The following is a 14,538-nucleotide window of genomic DNA, read 5'->3' as shown; positions in this document are numbered from 1 at the left end:
ACAACAATTTTCGCCTTTGACATCATTTACTTGCGCGAGCTGCCGCAATAGGCCCGCAACGACCGCGCATTTCTCTCTGCCTGGCCGGAATGTCACGATGCATCGAGCCGCCTACCTATTCCTGCTGTTCACCACCTTGCTGTGGGGCGGCAACTCCGTGGCCGGAAAGCTGGCGGTCGGTCATATCTCGCCGATGACGCTCGTCTTCCTGCGTTGGCTGCTGGCGGTTCTGATCCTGCTACCGATCGGCTGGGGAACGCTACGCCAAGACTGGCCGGTGGTGCGCAGGCACTGGTTGCTGCTTGGCGGGCTCGGCGCTTGCGGCTTCGCCTTCTTCAACACGATCTTCTACACGGCGCTCAACTACACCACGGCGATCAACGTCTCGATCGAGCAGGCGGCGATCCCGATCGTCATCATCATCGCCAATTTTGTGTTCTTTCGCCTGCGCGTCAATGGCGTGCAGGTCATTGGCGTCGTGCTGACCATCGCCGGTGTCGCGGTGACGGCGAGCCATGGCGATCCACGCCAGCTTCTCAGGCTGGATCTCAATTTCGGCGACGCGATCATGCTGGTCGCCGTGCTTTGCTACTCCTTCTATTCGGTGGGGTTGCGGCTGAAGCCGGTCATCCGCTGGCAGAGCCTGATGCTGGCGCTGTCGGTTGCCGCACTCATCACATCGCTGCCTTTCTTCCTGTGGGAGATTGCCGCCGGCAAGGTCATCGTCCCCGATGCCGGCGGCTGGGCGGTCGCGTTCTATACCGCCATCGGTGCTTCGGTCATCTCGCAGATCTTCTATATCAGAGGCAACGAGCTGATCGGCGCCAACCGAGCCGGCCTGTTCATCAATCTGGTGCCGATCTTCGGTACGCTGCTGTCGGTGCTGATTGTCGGTGAGACATTCCAGCTCTATCAGGCGCTGGCTCTCGCGCTGGTGCTCGGTGGCATCAGCCTCGCCGAATACAGCGGGCGGAAGATGGCGACATCCGCTGCTGAATGAAGTCGCTCGCCGCGACGTTCCACTGCGGATCCATCAACGACCGTGGAAGCGCCCCGCGTGCTGCTGCACACGGGGCGACCGAGTTTCAGGCTACGCCGACATCGAAATGCAGCCGCTTGGCGGAGTCGATCGACTTGTGCGAGCGCACCTGCGCCAACACGTTTTCCGGGAACGGCGCATCGAGATAGAGCAATGCAATGGCATCGCCGCCCGGCCGGTTGCGGCCGAGCTGGAAGTTGGCGATGTTGACGCCGTTCTCGCCGCAGACCGTGCCGAGCAGACCGATGATGCCGGGCGCGTCGGCATTGGTCGTGTAGAGCATGTGCTGGCCAACCTCGGCGTCGAGATTAATGCCCTTGATCTGGATGAAGCGCGGCTTGCCATCCGAGAAGCAGGTGCCGGCGATCGAGCGCGTCCTGTGCTCGGTCTTGACCGTCAGCTTGATATAGCCGTCGAACACGCCCGACTTGTCGCGCTTGACCTCGGCGACGATGATGCCGCGCTCCTTCACCATGATCGGCGCCGACACCATGTTGACGTCGGAGACCTGCGGCCGGATCAGCCCGGCAAGGGTGGCGCTGATCAGCGCGCGCGTGTTCATCGTCGCGGTCGAGCCGTCGAACAGTATCTCGACCTCCTTGATCGGATCCTCGGTGACCTGTCCGACAAAGGCGCCGAGCACTTCGGCAAGCTTGACGAAAGGTTTCAGCCGCGGCGCCTCTTCGGCGGTGATCGACGGCATGTTGATGGCGTTGGAAACGGCGCCCTTGATCAGATAGTCGGACATCTGCTCGGCGACGTGCAGGGCGACATTCTCCTGCGCTTCGGTGGTCGACGCGCCGAGATGCGGCGTCGCCACGACATTTTCCATGCCGAACAGTTCATTATACTCCGCCGGTTCGACCTCGAACACGTCGATGCCGGCGCCTGCCACCTTGCCGCTTTTCAGTGCCGCGATCAGGTCGGCCTCGACGACCAGCCCGCCACGCGCGCAATTGATGATGCGCACACCGGTCTTCATTTTGGCGATCGCCGCGGCGTCGATGATGTTGCGCGTCTTGTCGGTCAGCGGTGTGTGCAGCGTGATGAAGTCGGCGCGGGCGAACAGCTCGTCGAGCTCGACCTTTTCGACACCAAGCTCCTCGGCGCGGCTGTCCGACAGGAATGGATCGAAGGCGATGACATGCATCTTCAGGCCGACGCCGCGCGTAGCGACGATCGAGCCGATATTGCCGCAGCCGATGATGCCGAGCGTCTTGCCGGTGATTTCGACACCCATGAAGCGGTTCTTTTCCCATTTGCCGGCATGGGTCGAGGCGTTGGCCTCCGGTATCTGGCGGGCCAGCGCGAAGATCATGGCGATCGCATGCTCGGCGGTGGTGATCGAATTGCCGAAGGGCGTGTTCATCACGATGATGCCCTTGCGGCTCGCCGCCGGGATGTCGATATTGTCGACGCCGATGCCGGCGCGGCCCACGACCTTCAGCCTGGTCGCGGCATTGATCAGCTTCTCCGTGACCTTGGTCGCCGAGCGGATGGCCAGCCCATCGTACTGGCCGATCACTTCGAGCAGTTTTTCCTTGTCCTTGCCGATATCCGGCAAATAGTCGACCTCGATGCCGCGATCCCTGAAGATCTGCACGGCGGTGGTGGAAAGTTTGTCTGAGACGAGAACGCGGGGCGCCATGGCGGCCTCCTTCAATTAGGATTTGATCCGTTTGGGGGTGGGCGGCCCGAGAGCCGCCACAGGAAAACTCAGGCGGCTGCCTTCAGCGACGCCTTTTGCGCGGCAAAGGCCCAGTCGAGCCAGGGCAGCAGCGCTTCGAGATCGGAGGTCTCGACTGTCGCGCCGCACCAGATGCGCAGCCCGGGCGGTGCATCGCGGTAGGCGCCGATGTCATAGGCGACGCCTTCCTTGTCGAGCGCCGAGACAATTGCCTTGGCGAACGCAACCTGTCCGTCGGCGTCGAGTGCAGCGACTTGCCGGTCGGTAAAGGAAAGGCAGACCGATGTGTTCGAACGCGTCGCCGGATCGACGGCAAGATGGCCGAGCCAGGAAGATTTCCCGACAAAGCGATCGAGAACAGCGGCATTGGCATCCGCTCTGGTGACCAGCGCGTCGAGGCCGCCGATCGACTTCGCCCAACGCAGTGCGTCGAGATAGTCTTCGACGCACAGCATCGACGGCGTGTTGATGGTCTCGCCCTTGAAGATGCCTTCGATCAGCTTGCCGCCCGAGGTGAGGCGGAAGATCTTCGGCAGTGGCCAGGCCGGCTTGTAGCTTTCCAGACGCTCGACGGCGCGCGGGCTGAGGATCAGCATGCCGTGCGCGCCCTCACCGCCCAGCACCTTCTGCCAGGAGAAGGTGACGACGTCGAGTTTCTGAAAATCGAGCTTTTGCGCAAAGGCCGCCGAAGTGGCGTCGCAGATGGTCAGGCCCTTGCGGGCGGCCGGGATGAAATCGCCGTTCGGCACGCGCACGCCCGACGTCGTGCCGTTCCAGGTGAAGACCACGTCGCGATCAAAGTCGATTTTGGTCAGGTCGGGCAGTGCGCCGTAATCGGCCTCTAACCTGCGCACATCGGCGAGCCTCAGCTGCTTGACCACATCGGTGACCCAGCCGGAGCCGAAGCTCTCCCAGGCGACCATGTCGACGCCGCGTTCGCCGAGCAGCGACCACAGCGCCATTTCGACCGCGCCGGTATCCGAGGCCGGCACGATGCCGATGCGGTAATCCGCCGGAACCTGGAGTATTTCCCGCGTCAGCTCGATCGCTTGTTCGAGCTTGGTCTTGCCGATCTTGGCGCGGTGCGAGCGCCCGAGCGCGGCATTTTTGAGCGCCTCGACCGACCAGCCGGGGCGTTTTGCACAGGGACCTGAGGAAAAATTGGGATTTGCAGGACGGAATCCAGGCTTCGTATGCGTCGTCATCGTGGTCTATCCTTCCAGATAGTGGCCCCTCGTTGGGGAGGGGTGGCCCACGGACGGCGATATGCGTTCAGGCTTTCGGCGTCAAGGGGAAAGTTTTTGTCGCTGTCGGGATATTGCCAGCGCCCGGGGCGAAAATGCAAACGGCGGGCCTACGACCCGCCATTGTCAACGCCTCGGCTTCGATCGAGCCTACCAGAGGTCGTAGCGTAGTCCGACTTTGACTTGATGATTGTTGATTCCTTTGCGGATCGGAAAAGAAGTCAGGCTCTCGGCAGTCACATATTCGGCGTCTGGCGCGGAAAAATACTGATAGCCCAGATCGACTGAGACGTTCTTGGACAGCTGGTAGGCAAGGCCGGCATTCAGCGTGTAGGCGAAGGAATATTGGGTCTTGTTGTCACGCAGGACGAAATCGTCGGCGGGGTTGGCGTTGTCGGTGAAGTAGCTCGCCGAGAGGCGACGCTTGCTCTGGACGACACCGACACCAGCGCCGAGATAAGGTGTGATTCCGACATAGGTGCCAAGGTCGACATAGCCATTGAGTATGCCTGAGAAGGCATAGTTCTTCAGGGTCGCCGATGCCACGGTCGTTCCGTCGTTATAGCCGACGTCGATCTTGTTGCCGGGAAGATAGCCGACATTGAGATCGGCGCGCAGATAGTCATTGAAATGATAGCCGAAGCCAATGCTGGCGAAGATGGGATCTTCCTTTTCGTCGAAGCTCGCGGGCGTGAAGGCGAAATGCTCATCCTTGAAGCTCTTCTGCACCAGATAGGAGACATCGCCGCGCAGATACCATCCCGAGCCAACCTCGACCGGTACATAGTCGGGCGCCTGGTCGACATAGACCGGCGGTTCGTAATCGGCGCCAAGCGCCGGCGTCAGCGGCATCAGGACGACTGCTGCAAGCGCCAGAGCTACAGGCGATTTGAATGTCATGGTCCTCGGCTCCCGAACTTGGCGCATTCGCGATCGCGCGCCGTTTCAAGGAGCATTGTTAACCATAGTGGTTAAGTGCGGGTTAAGGATAACAAGGCGTTAGCAATTGATTTGATCCGCTTTCGCCCCTCGAGCTGGACGGTGTTACAGAACAACGCAGCATCTTAGGCAGCCAAACGAAACCGCCCGGCATCAGCCGGGCGGTCGATAAATTCCTCGATTTCAGAAACAACTACTTCGTGTAGACGGGCTCGGGTTCCGGCACGTAAGGCTCCGGCGGCGCGCAGTCCGACCTGCCGAACTGGTAGCGCAGGCCGCCGCGCACTTCGTGCACATTGATGCCGCGGTCGTAGCCCGGGCCAACATTGCTATCCGAAGCGTAGTCGAACATCTTGCCGCCATTGATGTGGCTGAAGCGGTAGCCGACGTCGAGTTTGACGCGGTCGGTCAGGCAGTAGGAGGCGCCCGCCATGGCAGCATAGGCAAAACGCCAGCCTTTGCCGCCATGATGCTCGAACTCGCCGTCATCGTCGACGTTGTGGAGTGTATCCCACTTAACCCAGGCGCCGCCGATGCCGGCACCGACATAAGGCGTGACGCCATGCCAGGTGCCGATGTCGACATAGGCGTTGGCCAAGAGCAGCAGCGCTGAATAGGACGAGGTGTCGACGGATGTGCAAGGGGTTTGTAATACGCCGCAGAAGCCGTTGGTCGAGCCGCGGAATTTGGATTTGCTCATCCAGTCCAAGGTAAGATCGGTGCGGAAATGCTCGTCGATCTGGTAACCAACACCGCCGCCGGCCGAAAAAGCGCCATCCAGCTTGCCTGTATCGAACTTGCCGGGATTCTGGGGCGCTACACCGTAGGTGATGTAGTCGCCACCACGAAACTTCGACCAGTGATAGTCGATGTCGCCACGGATATACCAGCCGCCAAAGTCGGCCGGCTGCTCGTAGGCAACCGGTGGCGGCGCCTCCTCGACGACGGGCGGCTCGACGAAATCGGCGGCGAATGCCGGCCCGGCGCCGGCAAACAGCGCGGCCAGGAGAGCCATTCTTGCTGTGTTGAACATGCTTATCACCCCTGAGAACCCTCGAACGGCGAACGCGCCCGAAATGTGATTGACCTCAGTTGTGGATAATGAATCGGAAAGGTTAAAAGGCGTTTAACCGTATTGATTAACCACGAATCTCTAAAATTCGAGCATCTGGCGGCCGTTGCTGCAGGCGGTGCTGGCCGCGACCCAATCAAAAGCCCGCCGGCAAGGCGGGCTTTTGAACCGATGTTGGAGGGAGATCAGGCGGCGCTGCGCGTTTCCGAAATGACCTCGACGATGTCGTTGACCACGGACTCGACAAGCTGCGGGTCGTCGCCCTCCGCCATGACGCGGATGAGCGGCTCCGTGCCGGAAGGCCGGATGACCAGGCGTCCGGCCTTGCCGAGGCGATTGCGCGCATCTTCGATCGCCGCCTTGACCGGCGCCTCCTCCAGCGGCTTGCCGCCGGAAATATGCACATTCTTCAACAGCTGCGGCACCGGCTCGAACTTCTTCGACAGTTCGCTGACCGGCCGGTTATGCCGCTTGATGCAGGCGAGTACCTGGAGCGCCGAGACGAGGCCGTCGCCAGTGGTCGAGAAATCGGACAGCACGATGTGGCCCGACTGTTCGCCGCCGACATTGAGCCCATGGGCGCGCATGTGCTCGACGACATAGCGGTCGCCGACCTTGGTGCGATGCAACTGCAGGTTCATGTCGCCGAGGAAGCGTTCGAGGCCGAGATTGGACATCACCGTCGAGACGACGCCGCCGCCGGCCAGCCGTCCGCTCTGCTGCCAGGACTCGGCGATCAGCGCCATGATCTGGTCGCCATCGACGATCGCGCCGTTCTCGTCGACGATGACGACACGGTCGGCATCGCCGTCGAGCGCAATGCCGATATCGGCGCGCACCTCGTGCACCTTCTTTTGCAGGCCGGCCGGATGAGTCGAGCCGCATTCCTTGTTGATGTTGAAGCCGTTGGGCTCGACATTGATGGCAACGACCTCGGCGCCGAGTTCCCACAGCGCGTCGGGCGCCACCTTGTAGGCGGCGCCATTGGCGCAATCGACGACGATGCGCAGGCCCGACAGCGACATCGAGCGCGGCAGCGTGCGCTTGGCGAATTCGATATAGCGGTCATGCACGCCGTCGACGCGTTTGGCACGGCCGAGCCCATCGGAATCGGCGAGCGCCAATTCGATATCCTTGTCGAGCATCCCCTCGATACGCTCCTCGATCTCATCGGACAGCTTGTAGCCATCGGGGCCGAACAGCTTGATGCCGTTGTCGTAATAGGGGTTGTGCGAGGCAGAGATCATCACGCCGATATCGGCGCGCAGAGAGCGCACCAGCATGGCAACAGCCGGCGTCGGGATCGGGCCGAGCAGGAAGACATCCATGCCGGCGGCGCACAGGCCGGATACCATCGCGTTCTCGATCATGTAGCCGGAAAGCCTGGTATCCTTGCCGAGCACGACGCGGTGGCGGTGGCTGCCGCGCTGGAACGAGAGGCCGGCGGCCATGCCGACCCGCATGGCGACCTCCGCCGTCATTGGAAACTTGTTGGCTCGCCCACGAATGCCGTCCGTGCCGAAATAATGTCCTGCCATGTTCGCCAGCTTCCCGATGGTTCTTTCCGAGCATCTCATGCCATAAAATGGCCCAAGCCCCGTCATCACATTGTATGATTATGGACGACCAATCCTTAGAAAATTGTTGTTTTGTGTGTTTTGCGTCACGCTAGTGTGTTGATTTTCAAGTTCCGAGCCCTTGTTGCGGCAGCAGCATCAGAAACGTCAACTCAAACCTCATCTGGATCCTTTGGTCTGTGGCAGTGTGTGGCCTTGAACCCGAATCCGCATCGTGCTGCTCCAGAAAGCGGTAGGCTCAGGTTCGCCGCACCCGCCGATTTGACTGGCTGTCATGCGACGCAGTGCCCTCGCTGGGAACCAGCCATAGGCGCGCTTTCCTTGCAATGCACCCGGACGAACTTGGCTGGGAGGCAGTCCCGGCAACGAATTCATCACCTTAAAGAAAAGAATGCACTTCTAAATTTGTCTCTACGCTACTTAGCATCTGGCGCAACCAGCCGTTGAGCGCTATTGCTGCACTGGGACATATCATGAACCGCCGTAGGGAGAACAAGCATGCTCATCCATCGACTTGCCACTTTGACGGGTCTTGCCGTCGCGACCTTATTCCTGGCGGCGCCTGCCAATGCGCTGACCATGGCCGAGTGCAGCACCAAGTATAACGCGGCCAAGGATGCGGGAACGCTTGGCGGGCAGAACTGGAACCAGTTCCGCAAGGCCCAATGCGGCACCGATGCCACCGCCGCTACGACCGACACCGCGCCAGCCAAAGCCGCAGCCAAGGCCACTGACACGACCAAGGCAGCCGCCGGCGACGATGCGGCGCCGGGCCTGACGGCGAAGGAGTGCAGCACCAAGTACCAGGCGGCCAAGGCTGCCGGCACGCTCAACGGCATGAAGTGGAACGATTTCCGCAAGACCCAGTGCGCCGCCGGCGCGACGGCAGCCGCACAACCCGCCGCCACGACCAAAGCAGCGGCGGCCAGCAGCGATGACGCGGCGCCTGGGCTGACGGCCAAGGAATGCAGCACCAAGTACCAGGCCGCCAAGGCTGCCGGCACGCTCAACGGCATGAAATGGAACGACTTCCGCAAGAGTGAATGCGCCGCCGGCGCAACTGCAGCCGCACAGCCTGCCGCGGCACCTGCCAAGGCGACGACAGCCGCCGCGACCGATACCGGCAAAGGCCTCAGCATGGCGGATTGCAGCGCCAAATATCAGGCTGCCAAGGCCGGCAACACGCTGAACGGCATGAAGTGGAACGACTTCCGCAAGAGCCAATGCGGCGCCGGCGCAGCCGACGACGACACCCTGCCGGCTCCCGATGCCAAGTACACCGGCGATCCGCAACCGCCGACCATCACCGCCCCCCAGGGCGTGAAATTCCCGACGGCGATCTCCAAGAAGTATGCAACCGAGACCCCGGCCAAGGGCCGCATGCACACCTGCCTCGACCTCTATTACGCCAACAAGGACGCCAACACGCTGGGCGGCCTCAGGTGGATCCAGAAAGGCGGCGGCTTCTATAGCCTCTGCAACGCCAAGCTGAAGAGCTGACCGGCGCCACCATCCGACGACATGAGCCCGCGAGCCGCAAGGTTCGCGGGCTTTTTTGTTGCTGCCGACTCCAAGGAGAGGCCCTGCGTTGCAAAGTGGCATCGTCGATGACGCTGCCAATCTCCCCCTCGTGGGGGAGATGCCCGGCAGGGCAGAGGGGGGCGCGAAGGAAACCTTTAATTTGTTTTCTCTGATGGAGATCAGATCAGTTGTGGCGTGGCTGCGATACGTTGGCAGGTCGGCGGGACAGCGCCCCCCTCTGTCCTGCCGGACATCTCCCCCACAAGGAGGGAGATTAGCCATCATGTCGGCTTTCGCCAATCGCCAACGTTGGCGCAAGGTTGCGGACCTAATCGAAAGGTGCCTGAAACAAAAAACCCGCCTCGGCGGGCGGATCGTTGGAGCCAATTGGCACCATATCCAAATTAGTAGCATAGCTGCCGGCACAAAGCAAGAACAAAATGTGGCGCCGCCGGTAGAAACTGCGAATTTCCTTGACCGCCACGCCTCGTCGATCGTCCCGAAGTCGTCAACGATAGAAGGCCGCGTTCCTTCGCGCCCCTCTCTGTCCTGCCCTCTTTGCGACCACTTGGCATCTCCCCCAGGAGGGGAGATTGGCCGTCATCGTCACTTTCGCCAATTCAAGCGAAGGGTCGCATTCCCCCAAAAGAAAACGCCGCGGTTAGAGCCGCGGCGTTTCGAAGTCGACCTGTCCTGGGCCGGAGCCTAGCTTGACGGCTGGGGTTCCATGCCGCCTTCGGGCTCGGGGCCTTTCTTGCGGCGGCCGGACTTCGGCACGGCCGAGCCGCGGCTCGGCGGTGTGTCGTCGCCGAGGTCGCGTGCGGGCTTGTTGCCGGCGATCAGCTGCTTGATCTCCTCGCCGGACAGCGTCTCGTATTCGAGCAGGCCCTGCGCCAGCGCGATCCATTCCTTCTTTTTCTTGGTCAGGATGGACCTTGCCGTCGAATAGGCCTCGTCGATCAGCCGGCGCACTTCGGCGTCGATGATCTGCGCCGTCTCTTCCGAGATGTTCTGGGTGCGCGCCACCGAATGGCCGAGGAACACCTCCTCCTGGTTGTCGCCATAGGCGACATGGCCGAGCTTGTCGGAGAAGCCCCAGCGCGTCACCATGGCGCGCGCCAGTTTGGTCGCCTGCTCGATATCGGAGGAGGCCCCGGAGGTGATGTTCTCCTTGCCGAACTTGAACTCCTCGGCGACACGGCCGCCCATCATGATGGCGAGACGCGAGATCATGTATTTGTAGCTCATCGAATAGCGGTCGCCTTCCGGCAGCTGCATGACCATGCCGAGTGCCCGGCCGCGCGGGATGATGGTCGCCTTGTGCAGCGGATCGGCCGACGGCACGTTGAGCGCCAGGATGGCGTGGCCGGCCTCGTGATAGGCGGTCAGCTCCTTCTCGGCCTGCGTCATCGCCGACGAGCGGCGCTCGGCACCCATCATGATCTTGTCCTTGGCGTCCTCGAATTCGGCCATGGTGACGAGGCGCTTGTTGCGCCGCGCCGCCATCAGTGCGGATTCGTTGACCAGGTTCATCAGGTCGGCGCCGGAAAAGCCCGGCGTGCCGCGCGCGATCACCTTGAGGTCGACATTGGGCGCCAACGGCACGTTGCGCACATGCACTTTCAGGATCTTCTCGCGGCCGACGATGTCGGGGTTCGGCACCACCACCTGGCGATCGAAGCGGCCCGGCCTCAGCAGCGCCGGATCGAGCACGTCGGGCCGGTTAGTAGCGGCGATCAGGATGATGCTTTCGTTGGATTCGAAGCCATCCATCTCGACCAGCAGCTGGTTCAGCGTCTGCTCGCGCTCGTCATTGCCGCCGCCGAGGCCGGCGCCGCGATGGCGGCCGACCGCGTCGATTTCGTCAATGAAGATGATGCAAGGCGCGTTCTTCTTGGCCTGGTCGAACATGTCGCGGACGCGGCTTGCGCCGACGCCGACGAACATCTCGACGAAGTCCGAGCCCGAAATGGTGAAGAACGGCACGTTGGCTTCACCGGCGACCGAGCGGGCGAGCAGCGTCTTGCCGGTTCCGGGAGGACCGACGAGCAGCACGCCGCGCGGGATCTTGCCGCCGAGCCGCTGGAATTTCTGCGGGTCGCGCAGGAACTCGACGATTTCTTCCAGATCTTCCTTGGCTTCGTCGACACCGGCGACGTCCTGGAAGGTGACGCGGCCGTGCGCTTCGGTCAAAAGCTTGGCCTTCGACTTGCCGAAGCCCATGGCGCGGCCGGAACCGGACTGCATCTGGCGCATGAAGAATATCCAGACGCCGAGGATGAGGATCATCGGCAGCCAGGAGATCAGGGTACCGAACAGCGAATTGGAGCCGTCGGATTCAGGACGCGCATTGATGGTGACGTTCTTGTCCTGCAGCCGCGAAACCAGCGACGGGTCCCCAGGCGAATAGGTCTGGAAGCCGTTGGAACTGTCCGTGTAATTGCCGGAGATACGGGCGCCGGCGATGGTCACCGACTTGATCCGTCCCGCCGCGACTTCCTGCAGGAACTGCGAATAGGGGACATCGCTCGAGGCTCCACGCGTCTGCGGCGTCTGGAAAAGGTTGAAGAGAGCGATGAGCAGGACCGCTATGATCGCCCAGAGCGCGAGGTTGCGATAATTCGGATTCATCAATTGTCCCGTTGGCGCCGCTGGGCGGACACGCGTCGTGAGAGGAAACTTGGCCCTAACATAGGGAGAGCGTCTCCCCTTGCCAAGCATAACAGCAGGTCTCGGTTAAGCTTTCGGCCGTGGTAGGTCGGCACTGTGGCCACCGAATGGCGAGGCTGGAACCGGCGCCGCGCCAAGCAAGGCGGCGACGGCATCGGCCGGCGCCAGATCGAAGGACGGCAGGAAACGGGCGAAGGGCGCGACTGCCGGATATGCGGCGACAGCCGCCGGCATCGGGCCTTCCCCGGGCAAACCCGCGCCTTCCCCAGGCAGACCAAGGCATTCGCCATCCCGCCATAGCGCCGGCTCGGCGGCCAAGGCGGCACGTACAAGGCTTGCCGGCGTGCCACGCCCTTCAATTGCCCGCTTTGCGGCAAGAGCCGTCCCGAGCGGTGCTACCAACAGCGGCGCGATCAACAATGCACCTGAACTGTCGCCCAATGTGATCCGTCTGCGGCCGTCCCAAAGGGCGTTGTCGGAAACCTCGATAGCGGGCGGCAGATCGCGCAATTCGCGATGCAGAAAGATACCGGTACGCCGGGCATCGACCACGGTCCGCGACAATGTGGCACAAAGCGGCCCGGTGCGGAGCCGGCCGAAAACGGCTTGGCTGCGGGCCTGGTCGGGAAGGAAGGCGGTGCCGCCGGTCGCCGCCAGCAGGATACGCAGCGCATAGATGGCCGCCCGGCTGTCGGCGGCCGTCGCAAAATCCCGATCGAGGCGGATGAGGCCGGCGGCCGGCCTGGAGGCCAAGCTGCGGATCAGCATGGCCGCGCGATGTCCCAGCTGCTCACGCTCGACCGCCGCCTTTGTGGCCAGCGCCATCGCTTCAGCCACGCGAGGCGCACCATCGCCTTCGGCAAGTGCTGCGCGGACGCGCGGCCGCTCGAAAGCGGTGTCGGCATTGGTCGGATCTTCGATCCAGGCAACCTGTTCACGCCGCAGGAATTCGCGCAGCTCAGCACGCCTTACGCCGAGCAGCGGCCGTACGATCCAGTGCCGCCAGTCGTAGAGCGTTGCCGGCGCCATGCCGGCAAGGCCCCGCCCTTCGTCGCGCGGCCCGTCGTCGCTCTGTCCTGCGTCACTTGGCGCCCGATCACTTGGCCACTCGTCACGCGCTTGCCGCATCAGCACGGTCTCGGCCTGGTCGTCGGCGGTGTGGCCGGTCAGGATCAGGCCGATGCCTGCCGCTTCGGCGGCCTCGGCGAGCAGCCGGTATCGCGCTTCGCGCGCGGCGGCGGGCAGGCCGGTCGATGGTTTGTGCCCCGACCAGGCGAGGATGCGATGGGCAATGCCGCGCGCCGCGCACAGCCTGGCCACGGCTTGCGCTTCCGCTGCCCCTTGCGGCCGCAATCGATGATCGATCGTCACCGCCAGCAATTTGGTTGCCGGGGCGTTGCGGTCGAGATGAGCTTTGAGGAGGAGGAGAAGGGCGGTCGAGTCGCTGCCGCCGGACACGGCCGCTACAGCGCCGTTGGAAAAGTCGATCCGCGAAAAATCCGAAAGGTCAGGTTCGGTGTCGAGCGTCATGCATGTCGCCCAAAAGTGGGCCCGGTTTTGCGGCAACGACATGCAGCGGAAAAACTAGCACGCCGCGAGTGCCCTTTCCTGCTTGACCCGCTCCTTGAGCGCGCCGGAAATATCGGGGTAGCGCTTGCCGATCTCGCTGAAAGTGGCACAGGCCACGTCGCGCTGCTTCAGCCCGACCAGTGAAACGCCGAGCTTCAGCAACATGTCGGGCGCCTTCTTGGCCTTGGGATAGTCCTTGCTGGCAGCGAGGAAAATCTCGGCCGCATCGCGGTATTTCTGCTGGCCGAGCAGCGATTCACCAAGCCAGTAATGCGCGTCCGCCGCCTTGGCGTCCCGGGGAAAACGGGCGATGTGGTCGCGGAAACCCTGTTCGGCGGTGCTGTAGTCGCCCGACAGGATGAACTGGTAGGAGTTGCGGTAAAGTTCCTCCGGGTCGTTGGTCGAGGGGAGTGCCGCGACCACCGTATCGTCGGACTTACCGGCCTTGTTGCCGGCTGCGCCGGCGCCGTTGGCTGGGGCCGTATTCTGCTCAGGCGCATTCGCCTGCGCATTGCCATCGGCTTCGACGACATTGCCGTTTTTGTCGACGGTGATGGTGCCGAACGTCTTGGGCGGTGCGCCGGGGATCAGCTTGCCGGGATCGCCGTTGGGCGATTCGATGATGACGTCCTCGACGCTTTTGCGGCCGTCTGCTGCCTTGCCCGCATCAGCCGGAGCCGGCGTCCCCGGCGCCTCCGCCACGTTATTGTCACCGTTGGGGGTGTCGTTGTTGGGGGCGGCCTCGGACTTCTTCTGCTCGGTTGGCTGCTGCGCGCCTTGACCGCCTTCCAATTGCTGGAAGCGGAATTCGTTGTCTTCCTGCTGCTTGCGGATCTGCTCCTGCATCTGCAGGACCTGGAAATTGAGTTCCTCGATCTTGCCGTTCATCTGCCGGAGCTGTTCCTCCAGCGCCGGAGTGCCGGTGCCATCCTGTTGCGCAAATTGAACCTGATCCGGCTTTTTCTTTTCGCCGAAAATGCCGGGCAGCTTGATCGTCGGCAGGTGGAAGGAAAAACCGCTTTCCGATGACTGCCCGGTGCCATTTGCCCCGTCAGCAAGTGCCGCGATACTTGATACGAGCAGCAGCGCAAGCGTGCCGCTCAAGACCGATCTGAAATGCATGTGCCTCTCGCCGTGAAAACCGTTGTTGCGCGCCTCTCAATCGAAGTAGACCAGCCAACTGGGACCAGCCAGACGCTCTCGGCTCTTAACAGGACGTG

At 62.5% G+C, this 14,538-nt stretch carries 10 protein-coding genes; 2 read left to right on the top strand and 8 right to left on the bottom strand.

Annotation, left to right across the window (positions count from 1 at the left end; genetic code table 11):
- Positions 1 to 97 precede the first annotated feature (97 nt).
- Positions 98 to 1,000: a DMT family transporter gene (locus NKJ46_RS17950; protein WP_352666181.1), complete on the top strand. Its 903-nt coding sequence runs from the start codon at positions 98 to 100 to the stop codon at positions 998 to 1,000.
- Positions 1,001 to 1,085: 85 nt separating this feature from the next.
- On the opposite strand, the gene serA is transcribed toward NKJ46_RS17950, so the two are convergent.
- The 5 genes from serA to glmM form a co-directional block, all read right to left on the bottom strand.
- Positions 1,086 to 2,687 (bottom strand): phosphoglycerate dehydrogenase, encoded by a 1,602-nt coding sequence (serA, locus tag NKJ46_RS17945; RefSeq protein WP_352666179.1) that lies wholly within the window; start codon positions 2,685 to 2,687, stop codon positions 1,086 to 1,088.
- A 68-nt stretch (positions 2,688 to 2,755) separates the two neighbouring features.
- Positions 2,756 to 3,931: a phosphoserine transaminase gene (locus NKJ46_RS17940; protein WP_352666177.1), complete on the bottom strand. Its 1,176-nt coding sequence runs from the start codon at positions 3,929 to 3,931 to the stop codon at positions 2,756 to 2,758.
- Between the two features lie 189 nt (positions 3,932 to 4,120).
- Positions 4,121 to 4,870: an outer membrane protein gene (locus tag NKJ46_RS17935; RefSeq protein ID WP_352666175.1), complete on the bottom strand. Its 750-nt coding sequence runs from the start codon at positions 4,868 to 4,870 to the stop codon at positions 4,121 to 4,123.
- Positions 4,871 to 5,102: 232 nt separating this feature from the next.
- Positions 5,103 to 5,942, bottom strand: a complete 840-nt coding sequence (locus NKJ46_RS17930) for an outer membrane protein (protein ID WP_352666173.1) — start codon at positions 5,940 to 5,942, stop codon at positions 5,103 to 5,105.
- Positions 5,943 to 6,166: 224 nt separating this feature from the next.
- The gene (gene glmM / locus NKJ46_RS17925) at positions 6,167 to 7,519 is read right to left on the bottom strand and encodes a phosphoglucosamine mutase (protein ID WP_352471193.1); all 1,353 of its coding nucleotides are present in this window, start codon (positions 7,517 to 7,519) and stop codon (positions 6,167 to 6,169) included.
- A gap of 876 nt (positions 7,520 to 8,395) precedes the next feature.
- Between glmM and NKJ46_RS17920 the strand changes: the two genes are divergently transcribed.
- Positions 8,396 to 9,058: a hypothetical protein gene (locus NKJ46_RS17920; RefSeq protein WP_352621115.1), complete on the top strand. Its 663-nt coding sequence runs from the start codon at positions 8,396 to 8,398 to the stop codon at positions 9,056 to 9,058.
- 726 nt (positions 9,059 to 9,784) lie between these two features.
- Here NKJ46_RS17920 and ftsH read toward each other — a convergent pair.
- The 3 genes from ftsH to ybgF all read right to left on the bottom strand — a co-directional run bounded on the left by ftsH (position 9,785) and on the right by ybgF (position 14,440).
- Positions 9,785 to 11,710: an ATP-dependent zinc metalloprotease FtsH gene (gene ftsH / locus NKJ46_RS17915; protein WP_023677989.1), complete on the bottom strand. Its 1,926-nt coding sequence runs from the start codon at positions 11,708 to 11,710 to the stop codon at positions 9,785 to 9,787.
- 105 nt (positions 11,711 to 11,815) lie between these two features.
- Entirely contained in the window at positions 11,816 to 13,279 is a 1,464-nt protein-coding gene (gene tilS, locus NKJ46_RS17910) for a tRNA lysidine(34) synthetase TilS (protein ID WP_352666169.1), read from the bottom strand.
- 54 nt (positions 13,280 to 13,333) lie between these two features.
- A complete protein-coding gene (ybgF, locus tag NKJ46_RS17905) occupies positions 13,334 to 14,440 on the bottom strand; it encodes a tol-pal system protein YbgF (protein WP_352666167.1) in 1,107 nt (368 codons plus the stop codon).
- Positions 14,441 to 14,538: the final 98 nt, after the last annotated feature.

Source organism: Mesorhizobium sp. M0166 (assembly GCF_040322255.1).
Classification (GTDB): Bacteria; Pseudomonadota; Alphaproteobacteria; order Rhizobiales; family Rhizobiaceae; genus Mesorhizobium.
Note: the sequence above shows the minus strand (reverse complement) of the source record. Positions and strands in the feature narration are given on the sequence as shown.